The organism is Nitratireductor thuwali (genome assembly GCF_036621415.1).
GTDB classification, from domain to species: domain Bacteria; phylum Pseudomonadota; class Alphaproteobacteria; order Rhizobiales; family Rhizobiaceae; genus Chelativorans; species Chelativorans thuwali.
Genome location: NZ_CP030941.1, coordinates 1,055,688 through 1,073,434, shown reverse-complemented (window position 1 = coordinate 1,073,434; position 17,747 = coordinate 1,055,688). Strand labels below are relative to the sequence as shown.

At 66.4% G+C, this 17,747-nt stretch carries 19 protein-coding genes; 10 read left to right on the top strand and 9 right to left on the bottom strand.

What is annotated here, in order from left to right; genetic code table 11:
- Nucleotides 1-10: 10 nt before the first annotated feature.
- The 9 genes from NTH_RS05155 to NTH_RS05115 form a co-directional block, all read right to left on the bottom strand.
- Nucleotides 11-847: a PCC domain-containing protein gene (locus NTH_RS05155; RefSeq protein WP_338529013.1), complete on the bottom strand. Its 837-nt coding sequence runs from the start codon at nucleotides 845-847 to the stop codon at nucleotides 11-13.
- A gap of 28 nt (nucleotides 848-875) precedes the next feature.
- Nucleotides 876-2,507 carry an acyl-CoA synthetase gene (locus NTH_RS05150; protein WP_338529012.1) on the bottom strand — a complete coding sequence of 544 codons (1,632 nt, stop codon included), beginning with the start codon at nucleotides 2,505-2,507 and terminating at the stop codon, nucleotides 876-878.
- On the bottom strand, nucleotides 2,504-3,364 hold the full coding sequence (locus tag NTH_RS05145) for an IclR family transcriptional regulator (protein WP_338529011.1): 861 nt from the start codon (nucleotides 3,362-3,364) through the stop codon (nucleotides 2,504-2,506). The genes NTH_RS05150 and NTH_RS05145 overlap by 4 nt, the downstream gene beginning before the upstream one ends.
- A 2-nt stretch (nucleotides 3,365-3,366) precedes the next feature.
- Complete coding sequence (locus NTH_RS05140; protein ID WP_338529010.1) at nucleotides 3,367-4,170, bottom strand: SDR family NAD(P)-dependent oxidoreductase; 804 nt, start codon at nucleotides 4,168-4,170, stop codon at nucleotides 3,367-3,369.
- A 57-nt stretch (nucleotides 4,171-4,227) separates the two neighbouring features.
- Nucleotides 4,228-5,241 (bottom strand): TRAP transporter substrate-binding protein, encoded by a 1,014-nt coding sequence (locus tag NTH_RS05135; protein WP_338529009.1) that lies wholly within the window; start codon nucleotides 5,239-5,241, stop codon nucleotides 4,228-4,230.
- 32 nt (nucleotides 5,242-5,273) lie between these two features.
- A complete protein-coding gene (locus tag NTH_RS05130; protein ID WP_338529008.1) occupies nucleotides 5,274-7,157 on the bottom strand; it encodes a TRAP transporter large permease subunit in 1,884 nt (627 codons plus the stop codon).
- Between the two features lie 262 nt (nucleotides 7,158-7,419).
- On the bottom strand, nucleotides 7,420-7,680 hold the full coding sequence (locus NTH_RS05125) for a PilZ domain-containing protein (protein WP_338529007.1): 261 nt from the start codon (nucleotides 7,678-7,680) through the stop codon (nucleotides 7,420-7,422).
- 196 nt (nucleotides 7,681-7,876) lie between these two features.
- Entirely contained in the window at nucleotides 7,877-8,314 is a 438-nt protein-coding gene (locus NTH_RS05120) for a CAP domain-containing protein (RefSeq protein WP_338529006.1), read from the bottom strand.
- Between the two features lie 163 nt (nucleotides 8,315-8,477).
- Nucleotides 8,478-9,488: a helix-turn-helix domain-containing protein gene (locus NTH_RS05115; protein WP_338529005.1), complete on the bottom strand. Its 1,011-nt coding sequence runs from the start codon at nucleotides 9,486-9,488 to the stop codon at nucleotides 8,478-8,480.
- 240 nt (nucleotides 9,489-9,728) lie between these two features.
- On the opposite strand from NTH_RS05115, the gene NTH_RS05110 reads away from it, so the two are divergent.
- The 10 genes from NTH_RS05110 (at nucleotide 9,729) to NTH_RS05065 (ending at nucleotide 17,716) form a co-directional block, all read left to right on the top strand.
- Complete coding sequence (locus NTH_RS05110) at nucleotides 9,729-10,166, top strand: hypothetical protein (RefSeq protein ID WP_338529004.1); 438 nt, start codon at nucleotides 9,729-9,731, stop codon at nucleotides 10,164-10,166.
- A 44-nt stretch (nucleotides 10,167-10,210) separates the two neighbouring features.
- Nucleotides 10,211-10,528: a c-type cytochrome gene (locus NTH_RS05105; protein WP_338529003.1), complete on the top strand. Its 318-nt coding sequence runs from the start codon at nucleotides 10,211-10,213 to the stop codon at nucleotides 10,526-10,528.
- Nucleotides 10,525-11,805: an NAD(P)/FAD-dependent oxidoreductase gene (locus NTH_RS05100; RefSeq protein WP_338529002.1), complete on the top strand. Its 1,281-nt coding sequence runs from the start codon at nucleotides 10,525-10,527 to the stop codon at nucleotides 11,803-11,805. The genes NTH_RS05105 and NTH_RS05100 overlap by 4 nt, the downstream gene beginning before the upstream one ends.
- A 61-nt stretch (nucleotides 11,806-11,866) precedes the next feature.
- On the top strand, nucleotides 11,867-13,456 hold the full coding sequence (cysK, locus tag NTH_RS05095) for a cysteine synthase A (protein ID WP_338529001.1): 1,590 nt from the start codon (nucleotides 11,867-11,869) through the stop codon (nucleotides 13,454-13,456).
- Nucleotides 13,453-14,877 (top strand): pyridoxal phosphate-dependent decarboxylase family protein, encoded by a 1,425-nt coding sequence (locus NTH_RS05090; RefSeq protein WP_338529000.1) that lies wholly within the window; start codon nucleotides 13,453-13,455, stop codon nucleotides 14,875-14,877. Before cysK ends, NTH_RS05090 begins: the two co-directional genes overlap by 4 nt.
- Nucleotides 14,871-15,647 (top strand): thiosulfate oxidation carrier protein SoxY, encoded by a 777-nt coding sequence (locus NTH_RS05085; protein ID WP_338528999.1) that lies wholly within the window; start codon nucleotides 14,871-14,873, stop codon nucleotides 15,645-15,647. Before NTH_RS05090 ends, NTH_RS05085 begins: the two co-directional genes overlap by 7 nt.
- A 155-nt stretch (nucleotides 15,648-15,802) precedes the next feature.
- On the top strand, nucleotides 15,803-16,111 hold the full coding sequence (locus NTH_RS05080; RefSeq protein ID WP_338528998.1) for an NIPSNAP family protein: 309 nt from the start codon (nucleotides 15,803-15,805) through the stop codon (nucleotides 16,109-16,111).
- Nucleotides 16,112-16,203: 92 nt separating this feature from the next.
- Complete coding sequence (locus tag NTH_RS05075; RefSeq protein WP_338528997.1) at nucleotides 16,204-16,572, top strand: DsrE family protein; 369 nt, start codon at nucleotides 16,204-16,206, stop codon at nucleotides 16,570-16,572.
- Nucleotides 16,573-16,880: 308 nt separating this feature from the next.
- The gene (locus NTH_RS05070; RefSeq protein ID WP_338528996.1) at nucleotides 16,881-17,486 is read left to right on the top strand and encodes a sigma-70 family RNA polymerase sigma factor; all 606 of its coding nucleotides are present in this window, start codon (nucleotides 16,881-16,883) and stop codon (nucleotides 17,484-17,486) included.
- A complete protein-coding gene (locus NTH_RS05065; protein WP_338528995.1) occupies nucleotides 17,483-17,716 on the top strand; it encodes a zf-HC2 domain-containing protein in 234 nt (77 codons plus the stop codon). Before NTH_RS05070 ends, NTH_RS05065 begins: the two co-directional genes overlap by 4 nt.
- The last annotated feature ends 31 nt before the right edge of the window (nucleotides 17,717-17,747 follow it).

The window sequence follows — 17,747 nt, the reverse complement described above, 5'->3', positions numbered from 1 at the left end:
TTTCGTATCGTCACCGGGCGATAATCAGGACTTCGAAGGTGACGCAGACCGGGTTGGTGCCGCGCACGAGGCGGCCCTGGCCGATCGCGCCGTCCAATCCGACGAGCGCGATATCGAGGCCGCACTGCCCGTCGCGGACCTCGCCGCTGCCGATCAGCACCTCGGTCGCGTAGGAACGGACGCGTTCCGCCTCCTCGAAATCGGCGCCGACGAGGCTGCCTATGCCGTGAACCGAGGCGTTGGCGATGCCGTGTCGGCGGCAGGCCTCTTCGACCGCCGCGCCTATGTCCTGATTTGGTTTGATCGCGCAGATGATGGCGTTCCATGTGACCGGGGTGCCGTCGTCCTGCGGGACGGGACGGAAAAGACGGAAGTTCGTCTCCTCGTCGTCGCGGACATGGAAAGCGGCGCCGGAAACCGCCCAGGCCTCCGCCTCCACCGGCTCTGCGAACTCGGCCTCCAGCGGCAGGAGGTGGCCCATGCGGCGGGCGCCATCCGGCGTGCGCCAGAGGCCATGGCAATGCAGAAAGGGTTCGCCGTCCCTCCGCCCGACGATCATGCCGGCATCCTCGATCATCGTGACGCCTTCCGGGGTAAAGGTCTCGCTGTACCAGGCCGCATGGCGGCCATCGATCGCCGCTGCCGGAATGACGTAGCGCATGGGCGAGGCGGCGGCACCCCGCAGCCGGATATAGCCGCCCGCAAAGCCGGCGCGGCCGAAAGCCTCGGCAACGGCCCGATTGACGCTGCGGCCAGGCTCCAGCGTCAGCGTCAGGCGCTCGGCTTGGCAGGGAGCGGAGAAAATCCGCTCGGCCGAGGCAGGGCCGGGATGGCGAATGCTCCTCATGCTCCCTGGCGCCGCCATACCGGGCCGGTCATGCCGAAGTCTTCTTGCCGGGTGCGGCTAGGTCGCCGCGGCGGTCCAGTTCCTCGCGGATCTGCTTCTTGGCGATCTTGCCATAGGCCGTCTTCGGCATCTCCTCCCACCATATGATGCGCTTCGGCAGCTTGTAGCGCGCGAGCTTGTCTTCGAGCCACGCCGCAAGATCGATTGCCGCGGCATCCGCCCCCGGGCGGACGACGCAGACCGCCACGCCGACCTCGCCCCATAGGGGGTCCGGAACGCCGAGAACGGCAGCCTCGCTCACGTCCGGGTGCGCCAGGATTTTCTCCTCGATCTCGCGCGGATAGATGTTGGAGCCGCCGGAAATATACATGTCCGAGGCGCGGCCGGTGATATAGACGAAGCCTTCCTCGTCCATATGCCCGAGATCGCCGGTGCGGAACCAGCCATTGCGGAACGCCTTGGCGTTGGCTTCGGGATTGTCGTGATAGCCCGCGAACACGGCGGGGCCGATGACGCAGATCTCTCCGGTGTCCCCTGCCGGAACGGGATTGCCCGCATCGTCCTGGATCTCCACCTGCATGCCCGTGCGCTCGAAACCGCAGGTACCGATCCGCGCCTGCGGCCCGTCCCCGACCGAATGGAAGGCGGGCGGCAGCACGGTGATGTTGCCCGTGACCTCGCCCAGCCCGAAATACTGCACCAGCACCGGGCCCAGTTTTTCGAGCGCCTTCTTCTGGTCCGACCGGTACATGGGCGCGCCGGCATAGATGACATAGCGCAGCGAGGAACGATCGTGGCGGTCGACGCTTTGGTCTTCCACGAGCAGCTTCAGGATCGTCGGCACGGTGAAGAGATTGGTGACGCGCCACTTCTCCACCAGCGACCAGACGGTCGGCACGTCGAGCTTTTCGGTAGGCAGCAGGATGGTCTTCACGCCGCGGGCCACCTGCGCCAGCTGGTGAACGCCCGCGCCGTGGGAGAGCGGCGCGACGACGATCGAGGCATCCTCATGGGTGGTGCCCGGCATCAGGTCGCACAGATGGTTGGTGACGACGAAGGACATCTGACCATGGGTCAGAACGGCCGCCTTGGGGCGGCCGGTGGTGCCGGAGGTGAAGAAGAACCAGCATGGATCGTCCCGGTCGACGGCGGCGGCGGGGACGGTTCGGCCAAGATGGCGGTCTATGGCGATGTCGATGTCCTCGCCGAAGCCGCTGGCGCCGATCGACAGGACGAAGCGGAGGTCCGGCGCGCGCTCGCGGCAGGTTCGCGCATGGTCGGGGAAGGCCGCGCCGCAGATCATCCCGCGCGCGCCGCTCGCCTCGGCCAGATAGGCGATCTCGTCGGGCGACTGGCGGTAGTTCGCCGGCACCCAGACCGCGCCGAGGCGGAAACAGGCGAACATGGATTCGAACATCTGGTTGCAATTGGTCGACTGCACCAGCACGCGGTCGCCCTTGGCGATGCCGAACTGGTCGCGCAGCGCGGCGGCCAGCGCATCGACCCGCGCTTCCATCTGGCGCCAGGACCAGACCTTTTCGCGCCAGACGAAGGCGACGGCGTCGGGATGCCGGCGCGCGGCCTGGGTCAGGAAATGCGAAAGGTTCATCGCTCGCGTGGAAGCGGGAACAATGCCCCCGCCAGCGCCTGCACGGCTCATCGCGCCGACCTCCTCAATTGGGGTTTGACGATCTGCTGGTCCTCTACCGGTCCGCGGCGCGCGGAGAGCATGCGGCTGAGACGCTCCTCCACGCGGCGGGCCTCTTTTGTCAAAAGCGCGGCGAGTTCGGCCTGCCGGGCGGGCTGCATCCTGCTGTCGATGGCGGCGATTGAAAGCGCGCCGGCCGGCCGGCCGTCCTGATCGCGGATCGCCACGCCGACACCCCAGGAATTGGCATAGATGAGGCCGGGGTTGAGCGCGTAGCCATTCGCCCGCGTCGTCTCGACATCCTGGCGGATGCGTTCGGTGGGAAGCATCGGGTATCTGGTTTTCAGCACGGCGTCGTTGGCCGCAAGAACCGCCTCCACTTCCGCGTCGGCAAGGGCGGCAAGCATGGCGAGCGAACCGGCGCCGACGCCGAGCGGGTGCTCAAAGCCGGCCTGCAGCGCATGGGTGCGTACCGGATAGGTGCCTTCCTCGCGATAGAGGCAGACCGAAAACGTGTCGCGCCGCACCGACAGAAAGCTCGTATCCTCCGTCTGCTTCGACATGCGCAAGAGGCTGTCCATGGCGACCTGCAGCAGGCCGAAGCGGCGCGAGGCGAGGCTGCCCAGCACATAGGCCTCCTCGCCGAGATAGTAGCGCCGGCTGGTCTCGTCTTGCTCGATAAGCCCGGCGCGGATCAATGCGAGGAGCAGGCGGCGCGCGGTCGGCTTGTTGAGCCCGCTTTCCTCGACGATATCGGTGAGCGCCGCCCCGCGATCGGCATGCCGGCCGATCAGCGACAGGAGGCCGAGCGCCCGGTCGACGCTCTGCGCGCCGGTGTGGTCGCGTTCGGGCGGCGCGGAGAAGCCCATTTTCAGCGCATCTCCCCGGCAACGCAGCTCTGGCCGCCATCGACCGGCAGGCAGACGCCGGTGATGAATTTCGCCTCGTCGGAGGCCAGGAACACGGCCGCCGCCGCCACGTCCCAGGCCGTGCCCATCTTGCCCATGGGAACCATGGCGTCGCGCGCGGCCACCATCTCCTCGGTCGAAGCATACTGTCCCGAGAGCTGATTATAGATCATCGGCGTGTCGATCAGCCCCGGCATGATGCAGTTCGCGCGCACGCCATGGCGCGCATACTGCATGGCCAGCGCAAGCGTCGCCTGGTTCACCGCCGCCTTGGTGGCGTAGTAGGAGAAGAAGGGGTAGCCGACATAACGAATGGCGGCGAGGGAGGAGATGTTGACGATGGCGCCGCCGCCGCCCTCCAGCATGAGCGGCAGGACGGCCTTTGCCGTGCGGTAGACCGCGCCGATGTTAAGGTCGATGGCAGCCTGGAAGTTCTCCTCGTCGAGCTCCACCGGGCCGCCCATATGCGTCATGCCGACATTGTTGTGCAGGATGTCGATGCCGCCGAAGGCGGTCGAAGTCTTTTCGACGGCCGCCCGTATGGAGGCGAGATCGGTCACATCGGCGGCAACTGCGATTGCCTCGAAACCCTCGCCATGGATGATGCCGGCCGTCTCCTCGGCCGCATCGATGGAAAGGTCGACGCAGGCGACCCTGGCGCCCTCCCGCGCGAAGGCAACCGCCGCCGCCTTGCCGTTGCCCCATCCTGGGCCCGACGAGCCGGCGCCGAAGACGATCGCTGCCTTGCCTTTGAGACGATCTGCCACGCAACCTCCATAGTCTGGGAAAGCCGGAGGGGCCGCGGCCCCTCCGCAACACTGGGATCAGCCGAGGCTCGTGCCCACGGCCTCCTCGAGGATCGACCAGGCTTCCTCGCCATACTTGCCCTTCCATTCGGCATAGAAGCCGGCATCCTTCAGCTTCTGGCGGAAGGAGGCGGAATCGGGCTGGTTGATCTTCATGCCGTTGCCCTCGAGCTCCTGCTGGAGCGTCGCGTTGAGCGCGGCGACGTCCTCGCGCTCCTTGACGCCGGCCTCGTTCAAGTTGCGCGCGACGATCTCGCGCACATCCTCCGGCATCGCCTCCCACGCACGCTTGTTGGCCAGGAACCAGAAGCCGTCCCACATATGGTTGGTGAGGGAACAAAACTGCTGCACCTCGTAGAGCTTGGCCGTGGAGATGATGGCGAGCGGGTTCTCCTGGCCATCGACGATGCCCGTCTGCAGGGCGGAATAGACCTCGGCGAAGTTGATGCTGGCCGGCGCCGATTCGAAGGCGGTGAACATGGAGGTCCAGAGCGGGCTCACCGGCACGCGGATCTTGAAGCCCTTGAGGTCTTCGGCCGTCTCGATGGGTCCGACGGACGAGGTGACCTGGCGGAAGCCATTGTCCCAGATCTTGTCCATGACGACGAGATTGGCCTTCTCGATCTCGCCGCGCACATATTTGCCGAGCGCGCCATCCATCGCCGGCCACACCTGGTCGTAGCCGGGAAAGGCAAACCCGATGCCGCTGATGGAGGCGTTCGGCACCAGGGTCGACAGGATCAGCGGCGACAGGGTGAAGAACTCGACGCCGCCGGAGCGCACCTGGCTCAGCATGTCCGTGTCCGCGCCGAGCTGGTTGCTCGGGAATATCTGGATCGCCACCCGGCCGCCGGTCTCCTCGCGGATCTTGTCGACGGCCTCCTGCGCGCGCACGTTCATCGGGTGCGAGATCGGCAGGTTGTTGGCGTATTTGTAGTTGAACTCGGCGCTTTGCGCCCCGGCGTGTCGAATGGTCGAGACGAGCGGCACGGCGGCGGCGCCGATCATCAGGCTGCGGCGGGTCATTTTCATGCGGGTTTCCTCCTTGGTTGTCTTATGGATTGTCAGAGATAGGCGGTGGACAGCGCCGGCACGGCGGCGATGATGACGAGGCCCACCAGCAAGGCGCCGAGATAGGGCCAGATGGCGCCCATGGCCTCGTCGGGCGAGACATTGCCGATCTTGCAGGCGATATAGAAGCCGATGCCGATCGGCGGCGCCATCAGGCCGATATTCATGGCGGTGACGATCACCATGGCATAATGCACGTCGTGGATGCCCAGCCGCGCGGCGATGGGGAACATGATCGGCGCCATCAGCACGATGGCCGGCAGGCCTTCGAGCACGCAGCCGAGCACCATGAAGACGACAGCCGAAACGAGCATGAACGTGAACCAGCCGCCCGGCAGGTCGGTCATGAAGAGCGCGAGCTGGTTGGCGAAGCCGGTCTGCGTCAGCGCCCAGGCCATGGCGGAGGCCGTGCCGAGGATGAGCAGGATGGCGCCCGAAAGAGCCGCCGTCTCCACCAGCATCGCGTAGAATTTGCGCGGGCTGATCCCGCCATAGAGCACGATGCCGACAACGATCGCATAAAGGACGGCGATGGTAGAAACCTCGGTCGCCGTGGCGATGCCGCCGCCGACCGCGCCGCGGATCAGGAAGGGCAGAAGGAGCGCCGGCGCGGCGATGAGCAGCGTGGAGCGCACGACGGCCAAGGGCGCGCGCCGCACGTCCTTCATGTCTTCGCCTGCGGCCTTCCAGCGGGCCAGCACGGCCAGCACCAGCAGCAGCACCATCGCGATGATGAAGCCGCTGGTGAAAAGCGCGGCAATGGAAACGCCGGCGACGGAGCCAAGAACGATGAGCACGATGGATGGCGGAACGGTATCGGCCATGGCGGCACCGGTCGCCAGAAGCGCGATCATCTCGCGCGGCTTGTGGCCGCGCCGCTTCATCTCGGGGAAAAGCGCCGGCGCGACCGTTGCCATGTCGGATACTTTCGAGCCGGAAATGCCCGAGACGAGAAAGAGCGAGCCAAGCAGCACATAGGACATCCCGGCCTTCACATGACCGAGCAGGGAAGCCATGAAATTGACGATTGCCCTGCCCATCCCGGTCGCGTCGAGAACGCAGCCGAGCAGCACGAAGATGGGCACCGAAAGGAGGATGAGGCTCGACATGCCCTCATCCATGCGCCCCACCAGCACGATCAGCGGAACGCGGGTGGAAAAGACGATGAAGGCGATGGTTCCGAGGGCAAAGCAGAAGGCGATCGGCACGCCCATGAGCAGGCAGACGGCGACCACGCCGACGAGGAAGATGAGGATGTTGGCGTAGCCGAGAGTGAGGAGGGTGGGCGACAGCGCCCAGCCGAGCAACGCCAGACCCAGGATCACGGCGGCCGCGCCGACAAGATTGGCGAGGGTCGATTCCCTGACCGCGTGGAGCACCGCGATGGCGAACATGAGGAAGAGCCCGGCGACGATGGCCGAGGCGCGATAGCCGACCGAGATGTTGAGCGCCGCCGAGGTGAGGAAGGATTCCTCGCGGACATAGACATAGGCCGGCACGATGAGCGACAGGATCACCGTTGCCACGATCAGAAGGGCCAGCGTGGAAACGAAGGCGCGGCCGCGCTCCGGTATCATGCCGAGGAACAGGGTGAGCCGGAGATGCTCATTCCGGTCGATCGCAATGGCGGAGCCCAGCATCGCAAGCCACAGGAACGAGATGGACGCCGCCTCATCGACCCAGATGATGGGGAGCGACAGCACGTAGCGGGAGACGACGCCGGCCAAAAGCAACCCGATCACGACGAGAAGCAGAATGGCGGCCACAGCTTCCACCGGCCGCATGAGCCGCGACCCGGGTCGCGCATCCACGACCTCGGCGGCCGTATCGGCGTCGATCGCCGCTTCGGCCGACGGCTTGCTGCCGGCGAGTTGCATGTGCGCCTCCTCCCCTCGTCCCCACTGTCCTCGTCAGCTCGGACGACCTCTCCTTGCGCCTGCGCCGATCCATAATATAGACCATCTGCAGGGACGCCGCCTTTTTGACACGTATTGGCGCGCATCACAAAGAAAACTTGCCGCGATCAAGGTCCACAATGTGGATAAGCGTGCGCGTTGATACGTTCTGCGGAGCCGCGCCGGCAGCGGCGGAGCCTATGCGCCGGCGCCATGCTGGAGCCCTATTGCGGGATTCTCATCGTCACAGAAATTCCACGCCGCATTCCGTCATTCTTCTCCACCGGACCCGGCAGTTCCAGGTCCGGTTGTCGGAGAGGACGAGATCGAACGTGGCGGGTATGAGGACGGCGTTCTCCAGGCGAATCTTGGCCCCTGTCTCCGATAGATCCTTGACCACGCAGTCGATTGTGGAAAAACCTTCGTTGAACACGATCTTCCCGGCCTTGTACGTCCTGTTGCGCCGCTGTCTGCGACGGCTGGGTTCGGCGTTTTCCTCTGACATTTCATCCCCGTTTGTTCTTGCAGGCCGTTGATCGAGCGGGGCGTGGAATATCGTGCCTGTTCGATACTCCCGCAGCGTCGGAAACCGGAGGACTATGCACGGAAATCTATTCTTCCGGGTCAATTAAATCACGATGACGCTTCCTTGAATGGGTGCGGCGAAAATGGCCGGACGAAGCGGCCAAACAACCTTTCCTTCATCCACATGCGAAGTAAGTGGAATACCCGTTGACGACCGACATGCCGGCGTATCGCAGGTTCGGCCTGAGCAGGTTCACATTGTGCCCCGGAGAGTTCTTCCAGAGGGTGAAAAGATGCCGCGCGTCGCGCTGCCTGTAGCCGACATTCTCAGCGCATCTGGCGGTAAGACCGGCGCGCTTGGCCTGAGCCGCTCTCTGGCGATAGCCGTCATGGCTCATCCTGTTTCCGCGCGCCTGCCGTTCGCTATGCTGGCGCGCCAATTGCTGCAAAACCGGGTGGGGCGACAAGGGCCTCAGGCCGCTGCTCGACCGGTAGGCATTGATCAGCCGCAGCGTCTCGTCAGAAAAATCGGATGTCGAACCGACGACAGGCTGCGTGGGGGCCACGCAACCCGAGAGAAAAAGCGCGACGGCGGCGATCTTCAATACATCCATTCCGGGTCTCCCACATTGCGTAACGCCAGGGGCTTTCGTCGCCCTCACGAGCGTGCGCAGGTGCACCATTCCGCCGCCCATCGCAACATCAATGTGGGTCTCTCGTGCGCTGCATCAATATTAAGAGGCTGTCCGGTCTTCGGCGATCGCCCGCCAACGGTCGCTAGGTCTTCCGGCGCCGCGCGGCGCCCGGCGTCATTGCATAGCAGTCGCTGAAGCGACGGTAGAAGGTCGACAGGTCGTTGAAACCGGCAAGGAATGCAATCTCGGCGATAGAAAGGTGATCGGAGGCCGGATCCTCAAGCAGCGCGAGGCTCTGTTCCAGGCGGCGGCGGGCCACAAGGTCGGCGAAGCCGTCCGCCATGTCCGCGAGCAGCGCATGCAGCCAGCGCACCGACATGCCCAGATCGCGCGCCGCGCGCTTTGCCGTGCAACGCGGGTCGCGCAGATGCGTCTCGATATAGGACAGAACCCTCTGGCGCTGATGGGCGCGGTAGTTGTGGCAGCGTGCCGGGCGCGGCCCTCTCGCTGTTTCGATGGCAAGGCCGACCAGGCCGCACAGATGCGTAAGCAGCCCTTGCGCGGTGGCGCGGTCGAGCCGCTCTGCCTCGCGGGCAAGCAGCTGCGTGTGCTGCGCAAGGACCGTCATCAGCCCCTCCCGCGCCGGAAGATGCAGCACCGGGCAATTTTCGCGCAGCGGCAGGAATGGCGCGATGAGCGGTTCGGGAAAGCTCCATCTCACGAGGCGGCAATCCACGGATGAGACCACCTGGGACGGCGCGGCGGTGTCGATGAGCACAACGTCACCGGGCAATTGCGTGGCGGTGCCGCCTGCCCAGCGGTAATCCCCATATCCCTCGAGCAGGAGAACCAGATGAAAGCGGTGCGGATCGTCCGCCGCCGAGCCATCCTGGGTCACTATCATGGGAGGGGCGGCGATTTCGGCCAGAGCGGCGTCTGCGACGGTGCACGACCGGATCCTGAGCGCTTCCGGCTCGTCACAGAGGAAGTCGATCGTCTTGTTCCACAGGACCGGGCAGGCGAAGCTCGTGCCTTCACGGCATTCGTCGAATGAGTCCGGCAGGGGCCTCCGACGCACCGGCACGGGGCTGCAGGAGGTCGCGTGCAGCTTCCTTACCGGTTCGAACGTGCCTGCAGGGGCGATCTCGGCCATGTTCTGCCTCCTTGTCCTTCTGTTGGGGCAAAGGACGCAAACGCTCCGATTAAGTTCCCCGATTGCGGAAGGAGGGCCGAGCGGCGATGCGGATCGGGCTCCAATGCACAAATCGCCAAGCATGCCTTCCCCAATTGCAAAGACAGGCTCCCGGTAAAGCCGCTATCCCGTTGGCAATGGCAATGCCGGTCGCCGGGCTGGTCCAGCGCGGCAGGCCGATCGACATAAGGAGAAGTGAAGATGAAACGTTTCCTTGGCATGATCGCAGCCGGCGCGCTGGCGCTCTCCGCGGGACAGGCGGTGGGGCAGGAGGGCGACCTCTTCGTCGTGCGCGACCTCACGCAGAGCCCGGACGAGGCTGTGGCAGCGATCCGCGATTACGCCGAAGCCCGCGACGAGTGGCTCTACATGGCCGAGTTCGGCCTGGCCGGCGGCAAGGTGACGGCGGTCAAGATCTGCTATGCGCCCCTCGGCCCCGACATCGTCGCGGCGGGCCTGCACGTCATGGCGATGATGCCGTGCGGCCACCTCGCCTTTTACGAGGAGGACGGCCAGTCGCGTATGTCCAGGCTGGACCTGGACTTCATGACCGAGCTCAACCCCGACCCCAATCTGGCGGAGGCGGTAAAAAAGGGAAAGCCCGCCTTTGCCGAGCTCCTCGAAGCGACGCTGCAATAGGCGCAAGCGCCATGCCGCCGGGAAGGGAGAGAGGACCCATGTGCATGAGGCGATCGGCAACGGCGGGGCTCGGCGCTCTTCTGGCCAGCGCCGTCTCCTCACCCGTGATGGCCGAAGAGCCGGTGTCGATGCTGGCGGAAAGCTGTGCGAGTTGCCACGGCACGGAGGGCTGTTCGCCGGGCGCCGTACCGCCGCTGGCGGGCGCGCCGCAGGCGGTGACGGCGGACAGGCTCGCCGCCTTCAAGGCGGGCAACGATCCCAACGCCACCATCATGTCGCGCATCGCCGCCGGATACAGCGACGATGAGCTTGAGGCGCTGGCGCGCTACTTCGCAAACCTGACGGCGGAGGAAGAACCATGAAGACGCGGCGCCAGACCCTCTCCCTGATGGGCGCCGCCGCGGCGGCCGCTTCGCTCGGCCTGCCCGGTACGGGTCGTGCCCAGGCTGGCCGGGTAGTCGTCGTCGGTGGCGGCTTCGGCGGCGCCACCACGGCGAAATATCTCAAGCGGCACGACCCCGCCATCGCGGTCACGCTGGTGGAGCCGGCGGAGCGCTTCTACACCTGCCCGTTCTCCAATCTCCATCTCGCGGGCCTGCGCGATTTCGCCGCGATCGGCCACGGCTTCGATGAACTCCGCGCCCTCGGGGTGGAGGTGATCCACGATCTGGCCGACGACGTCGACGGCACGGCGCAACGGGTGCGGCTGGCCGGCGGCGCGGAGCTTGCCTATGACAGGCTGGTGCTGTCGCCCGGCATCGACATGCGCTGGGATTCCATCGAAGGCTATGACGCGTCGGCCGCCGGGAAGGTGCCCCATGCCTGGAAGGCCGGCGCCCAGACGCGCCTTCTCAGGCGCCAGCTCGAGGAAATGGAGGATGGCGGCGTCTTCGTGCTGGCCGCGCCGCCCAACCCCTTCCGCTGCCCGCCCGGACCCTACGAGCGCGCGAGCCTCGTCGCCAACTACTTCAAGCGCGCCAAGCCGCGCTCCAAGGTCCTCATCCTCGACGCCAAGAACGGTTTTTCCAAGCAGGGCCTGTTCGCCGCCGGCTGGAAGGAGCTTTACGGCGGCATGATCGAGTGGGTGGGCCAGTCCGACGACGGCCGGGTGATCCGCGTCGACGCGGAAAGGCGCGAGGTGGAGACCGAGTTCGGGAACATCCATCGTGCCGACGTGCTCAACGTCGTGCCGGCGCAGAAGGCGGGCCTGATCGCCGAGCGCGCCGGAGTGACGGACTCCTCGGGGTGGGTGCCCGTGAAGCCGGAGACGTTCGAGTCTCGCGTCGTCCCCGGCATTCACGTGGTGGGCGATGCCACGGTGGCCGCGCCCATGCCGAAATCCGGCTTCTCCGCCAGTGCCCAGGGCAAGGTGGTCGCCGCAGTGATCGCCGCGATGCTCAACGGGCGCACGCCGCCGCAGCCCGCCTGGACCAACACCTGCTACAGCCTGCTTTCGCCCGACTACGGCATCTCGGTCGCCGGCCACTACAGGCTGGTCGACGGCGAGATCGCCGAGGTGCCGGACGCCGGCGGCCTCAGCCCCGCCGATGCCGATTCCGCCTTCCGCCGTGCCGAGGCGCGCTACGCCGTCGGCTGGTACGAGGCGATCACCCAGGACGTCTGGGGCCGGCGGTGGTAGCCCGCCGCGCGTCGCCGCGTTGTGGAAAACGCAGTTCAACAAGCACAACGGAAAGCGAACCATGACCTATTCAACCAAACCGCTCCCCCAGGAGGAAACGAACAACGGCCCGTCCACGGGCCCATGGCAGGCAAATGCCGGGGAGGAGCGCCATGCCGCGCCCTCCCGTCTCTACGGTTCCATACTGGAGACCGTCGGCAACACACCGTCGGTGCGGGTCGACAAGCTCGCGCCCGGAGGCGTGGCGCTCTACGTGAAGCTCGAGGCTTTCAATCCGCTGGGTTCGGTGAAGGACAGGCTGGCGCTCGGCATTATCGAGGCGGCCGAGCGCGACGGCACACTCAAGCCTGGCCAGACGGTCGTCGAGGCGACGAGCGGAAACACCGGCATCGGGCTGGCGATGGTCTGCGCCCGGAAGGGCTATCCGCTTGTCGTGACCATGGCCGAGAACTTCAGCGTCGAGCGGCGCCGCCTCATGCGCTATCTCGGGGCGCGCGTCGTCCTCACGCCGGCGGCGGAGAAGGGCAGCGGGATGCTGAACAAGGCCAGGGAGCTTGCCGAAAAGCACGGCTGGTTCCTGTGCCGCCAGTTCGAGAACGAAGCCAATGCCGACATGCACAGCCGCACCACGGCGCAGGAGATCCTTGCCGATTTCGGTGAGAACGGTCTCGACTACTGGGTCACCGGCTTCGGCACCGGCGGCACGCTCAAGGGTGTCGCGCGCGTCCTGAAGGAGAAGAGCCCCGGAACGAAGATCATCGCCACCGAGCCCGACAATTCCCCCTTGCTCGGCAGCGGGGTCGCGCAGAGCTACCGCGACGACGGCAGCCCGGCGGCAAGCCATCCGATCTTCCGCCCGCATCTCATGCAGGGCTGGTCTCCCGACTTCATCCCGAAGCTGACCAACGACGTGCTCAAGGCGCGGCTGATCGACCGGCTCGTGCCGGTGAGCGGCGCCGATGCGCTGGAATATGCCCGGGCGCTGGCGCGGCAGGAAGGCATATTCTGCGGCATCACGGCAGGCGCGACCTTTGCGGCGGCCCTTCAGATCGCCCGCGATGCGCCGCAGGGCTCGCGCATCCTGGCCATGCTCCCCGACACCGGCGAGCGTTACCTTTCGACACCGCTTTTCGACGATATTTCGAACGAGATGAATGCGGAAGAGAACGAGATCGCGGCCTCGACTCCTTCCTACAGGTTCGATGCGCCCTCTCAGGCCGCCCCCGCCGCCGGTGACGCGGCCGTACCGGAGCCCACGAAAGCGGCATGGGATTTTGTGGAGCAGGTGACGTCCGACCCGGAAGAACAGGTCGTGCTCTTTGCCCTCGAATGGTGCGAGTTCTGCTGGTCCGTGCGCAAGCTCTTCGCGGCGGCGGACATCCCCTACAGATCCGTCGATCTCGATTCGGTCGCCTATCAGGAGAACAACTGGGGCGGCGACATCCGCGTGGCCCTGCGCAAGAAGATCAGTGCGCCGACCATCCCGCAGATCTTCGTCGGCGGCGAGCACGTGGGCGGGTGCACGGAGACCCTGGATGCCTTCAAGGACGGCCGTCTCCAGGACCTGTTGAAGGCGAAGGGGGTGGCGTTCGACGCGTCGAAATCGGTCGATCCCTATGAATTCTTCCCGAAATGGCTGCATCCGCGATGAAACACGCACCCGCTCCCGTCCAAGAGGCCGCGGCCTCGGTTCTCGACCACGCCGCGTTTCACGCCAGGCGCTACCGCAACGGCAGACCGCCCTTGCATCCCTCGGCGGACGCCGAGGAATTGCGCCGGCTCTTCGACCGCGGCCTGCCCGAGCAGGGGCGCGACCCCTTTGACGTGATCGACGACCTGGTGAATGCGGCCGAGCCCGGCCTTGTGGGCAACACGCAGGCCGGCTTCTTCGCCTGGGTGATGGGCGGCTCGCATCCCGCCGGCGTCGCCGCGGACTGGCTCACCTCGGCCTGGGGGCAGAACGCCGCCATCCACCAGTGCTCTCCGGCCGCGGCGACGGCGGAAGAAGTCGCCGCCAAATGGCTGCTCGAACTGCTCGACCTGCCGCGCGAGAGCTCGGTCGGGTTCACCACGGGCGCGACGATGGCTGGATTCATATGCTTGGCGGCCGCAAGAGGCGAGGTCCTCCGCCGTCTGGGCTTCGATCTCGACGAGGCCGGCCTGCAGGACGTGCCCAGGGTCAACATCTTCATCAGCGAGGAGGCGCACGCCTCCAACTTCGCGGTCCTGCGCTATCTCGGCTTCGGGGAGCGGAACTTCGTCCGCATTCCCACCGACGATCAGGGCGTGCTGGACCATGCCGCGCTCGCGGCGGCGCTGAAGCGCGAAACCGGCCCCGGCATCATCGTCTGCCAGGCCGGCCACATAAACTCCGGCGCGTTCGATCCGTTCGAACCGCTTGCCGATCTCGCCGCCCGGCACGGGAGTTGGCTGCATATCGACGGCGCTTTCGGCCTGTGGGCGCGCACGGTGCCGGAGATGAAGGCGCAGTGCCGCGGCGTGGAGCGCGCCCACTCCTGGGCCGTCGACGGGCACAAATGGCTTCAGGTGCCCTACGATTCGGGCTTTGCCATCGTTCGCGACGCGGACGCCCACCGCCGGGCGATGGACATCACCGCCGGCTATCTGTCCCATGACGCGCAGGACGGGCGCAATCCCACGCATTTCGGGCCGGAGCTGTCGCGCCGCGCCCGCGGCTTCGCCGTTTGGGCGATGCTGCAGGCGCTCGGCCGGCAGGGGATCGCCGAGATGGTCCGGTCTCATCACCAGTGCGCGCGGGCGATCGCCGAGCATCTCGCCGACACGCCGGGCATCCGGGTCGAGAACGCCGTCTGCCTTAACCAGGTGGTCCTCTCGTTCCACGGGGAGAGCGCGACGGGGTCGGCGTCGGGCCACCACGCGGACGCGGTCGCGGCGGCGCTCAACGAGACCGGCCGCTTCTTCTTCAGGACGGCCGACTGGCGCGGGCGAAGGGTGCTGCGCGTTTCGGTGATCGGCCATGCGACGGACGTCGCCTCCGCCATCTCGGCCGCGGAGGCCATCGAGGCGGCCTGGAAGAAGATCGCATGCTGAACGGCATGTCGCGGCGGCGGGCGCTGATAATGGGCGGCAGCGCGCTTCTGGCCTCCCTGCCCTTCTCCGGCGCAGCCGCGCAAGGTGTCTGGCGGGAAAGCACGGATGCGCGCGCCGTCATCGGCGCCGCCACGCCCACCACCGAGGGCATCTCGCTTCATCTGCCGAATGTCAGCGATAGCGGCACGTTTCTGCCGCTTCGCCTCTCGGTCAAACATTCCAAGGACGATTTTCCCGACACGGTGCACGTGATCGCGCCGGAAAACCCTTTCCCGCGGGTGGCGGTCTTCGGCTTCACGCCGCTGGCCGGCCGGGCACGGATCGCCACGCGCATCCGCCTCGACGACAGCCAGACGGTGATCGCCGTGGCGCGGATGCGCTCGGGCGCGGTGCGGGTGGCCGAGCGGGCGATCCGTATCGCCTCGTCGGGCTGTATCACGCCGGGCAACGGCGACTGGGCGGAAGCGATGCGGACGCGCGTGCGCGTGCCCGTCTTCGAAGCCGGCGTTCCGGGCGAGGTGGTCACGCTCGTCAAGCACCCGATGGAGAACGGGCTCGGGGCGGATGCTCCGCCCAAGCGCATCATCGAGCGCTTCGAGGCCCGGCTCGACGGCGAGCCGGCGCTGACGGCCACCTTCGGCCGCTCGGTGGCCGCCGATCCCTACCTGCGCTTCTTCCTGGCGCCGAGCGCCCCGGGCATGCTGCGGCTGGAATGGCGCGAGGATACCGGCCGGCGCGCCGTGGAGCAGGTGCGTATCGACGTCCGGTGACCCACCGGGACTGCAGTGCGCAAATCCCCAAACCTTGCTTCCCCAATTGCAAAGACGGCTCTGCGGTGGGCGGCTATCAAGTGATCAGGATTGCCGACGCCGGGTGCACCATGCAGGCGGGCCACGGCGCGGCCTCGAACAACGGGAGAAGGAAGATGATCGTCGCGCGTTGGTATTGCTATGCCCGCTTCGGCAAGAAGCCGGAGTTGATCGACCGCATCAAGAACTGGTGGGAGACCATCGGCAAGGAGATCGGCCAGACCGATTACGCCATCTACACCGGCAGCATCGGCGCCGAGGAAGCGCTCGTCACCGTCGATGTCAGGGTGAAAAGCCTGGCCGAGCTCAACGAGCAGTGGGAGAAGCTGGCTGCCCACGAAGACCACAAAGCCTTCGGCAGGGACATCGAGCCGCTTATCGTCAGCGGTAACACCCGCTGGGAAGTCCTGCGGGCGGTAAGCTGACACGCCGGGTGGAAGGCAGCCGCTGACGGCCGAAGCAGGCGCGGCGGCGCCATCTCGACCACAGATCAACACACATCACTAGGAGGGAAACGATGGCCAATCCGACCGAAGAACTCGTCGTTCTGATCACCCATGGCGCCGACCATGAACTGTCGTCCGTCGCCTTCACCATCGCCAATGGCGGGATCACCGCCGGGCTCAAGGTGTCGGTGTTTCTGACCAGCGCGGCGGTCGACCTGGTGCGCAAGCGGGCAATCGACATGACCCATGTGGAGCCGCTGGAGCCGCTTCCTTCGCTCATCGGCGACTTTCTGGAACGCGGCGGCACGCTGTGGGCCTGCACCCCTTGCGTGAAGGCGCGCGGCTATGAGGAGGCGGACCTGATCGACGGCGTCATCATCACCGGCGCAAGCCCGATGCATGAGCGCATCAAGGCGGGTGCTGCGACATTGAGCTTCTAGAGGCGGGCATCCCATGACGTGAAGTCGAGCTGCAACTGGGTTATGATGGGCATGCGACGATTGCGAAACAGTGCAGGCGAGAAGCCCGCCGCGGCCGATGTTCGGCCGCGGCCTCCGCAGGCGGAGATCGTCGACATCGCCCTGTGGAGGTCCGCACGCGGGCTCGCGCGGCGAAGCGGGCTGGCCGCTCCTGCGCAGGCGCGGCTAAGAGCGCAGGCGGCAAGTTGCGACGGCGATGCGGATGGAGCACGGAGATGGCACGAGATCGCCGCGATCTGCCGCGTGCTCGTGAGGGAGCGAGGCATCCCATGACCAAGGTCGGCGAACCGCTTCGCGCCTTCTTCGAAGCGGAGGTGGACCGCCTTCTGGACCGGCTCTACGGCACGGCGCTGCGGATGACCCGCAACGGCGCCGACGCCGAGGACCTGGTAGCGGACACGCTCGCCAAGGCATGGATCAAGCTTCCCGAACTCAAGGACAGGCAGGCTTTCGAGAAATGGGTCTTCCGCATCCTCGTCAACAGCTTCATCAGCGCGCGCCGGAAGAAGCAGGCGAGACCGCGCGAGGTGACGGCGGAGGTGCAGTGCGGCGAGGATTCCTTCTCCCTGTTCGAGACGGTGCATCAGCCTTTCCTGCTGTGGTGGGGCAATCCGGAGCAGGAGCTTTTGAACAAGCTCCTGCGCGAGGACATCGAACATGCGGTGGAAGAGCTTCCGGAGGAATTCCGGCTGGTGGTGATCATGGTCGAGCTGTGGGATCTGAGCTACGCCGAGGCGGCTGACGCGCTCGACATTCCCCTCGGCACGGTGCGCTCCCGTCTCGCCCGCGGCCGCAGCCTGCTTCAACGCATGCTGTGGCGGCAGGCGGGCGAGGCGGGCATCGCGGCCTGCAATGCGAAAGGTGGACCCCGATGACCCAGGATCTGCGCTGCGAGGAAGTGATCGACAAGCTCCTCGAATATCTCGACCGCGAGCTCGATGCGGAGACGGAACAGGCGCTCGCCCACCACATGGCGACCTGCCGGGCCTGCTTCACGCGGGCCGAGTTCGAGCGGAAGCTGCGGGCGCGCGTCAGCGAGACCGGAAAGGCGAAGGCGCCCGATTCGCTGCGCCGGCGCGTCCGGGCGATCGTCGAGCACTACTGAACACGCGCAAGGACGAGTGCCGGCGGCACGG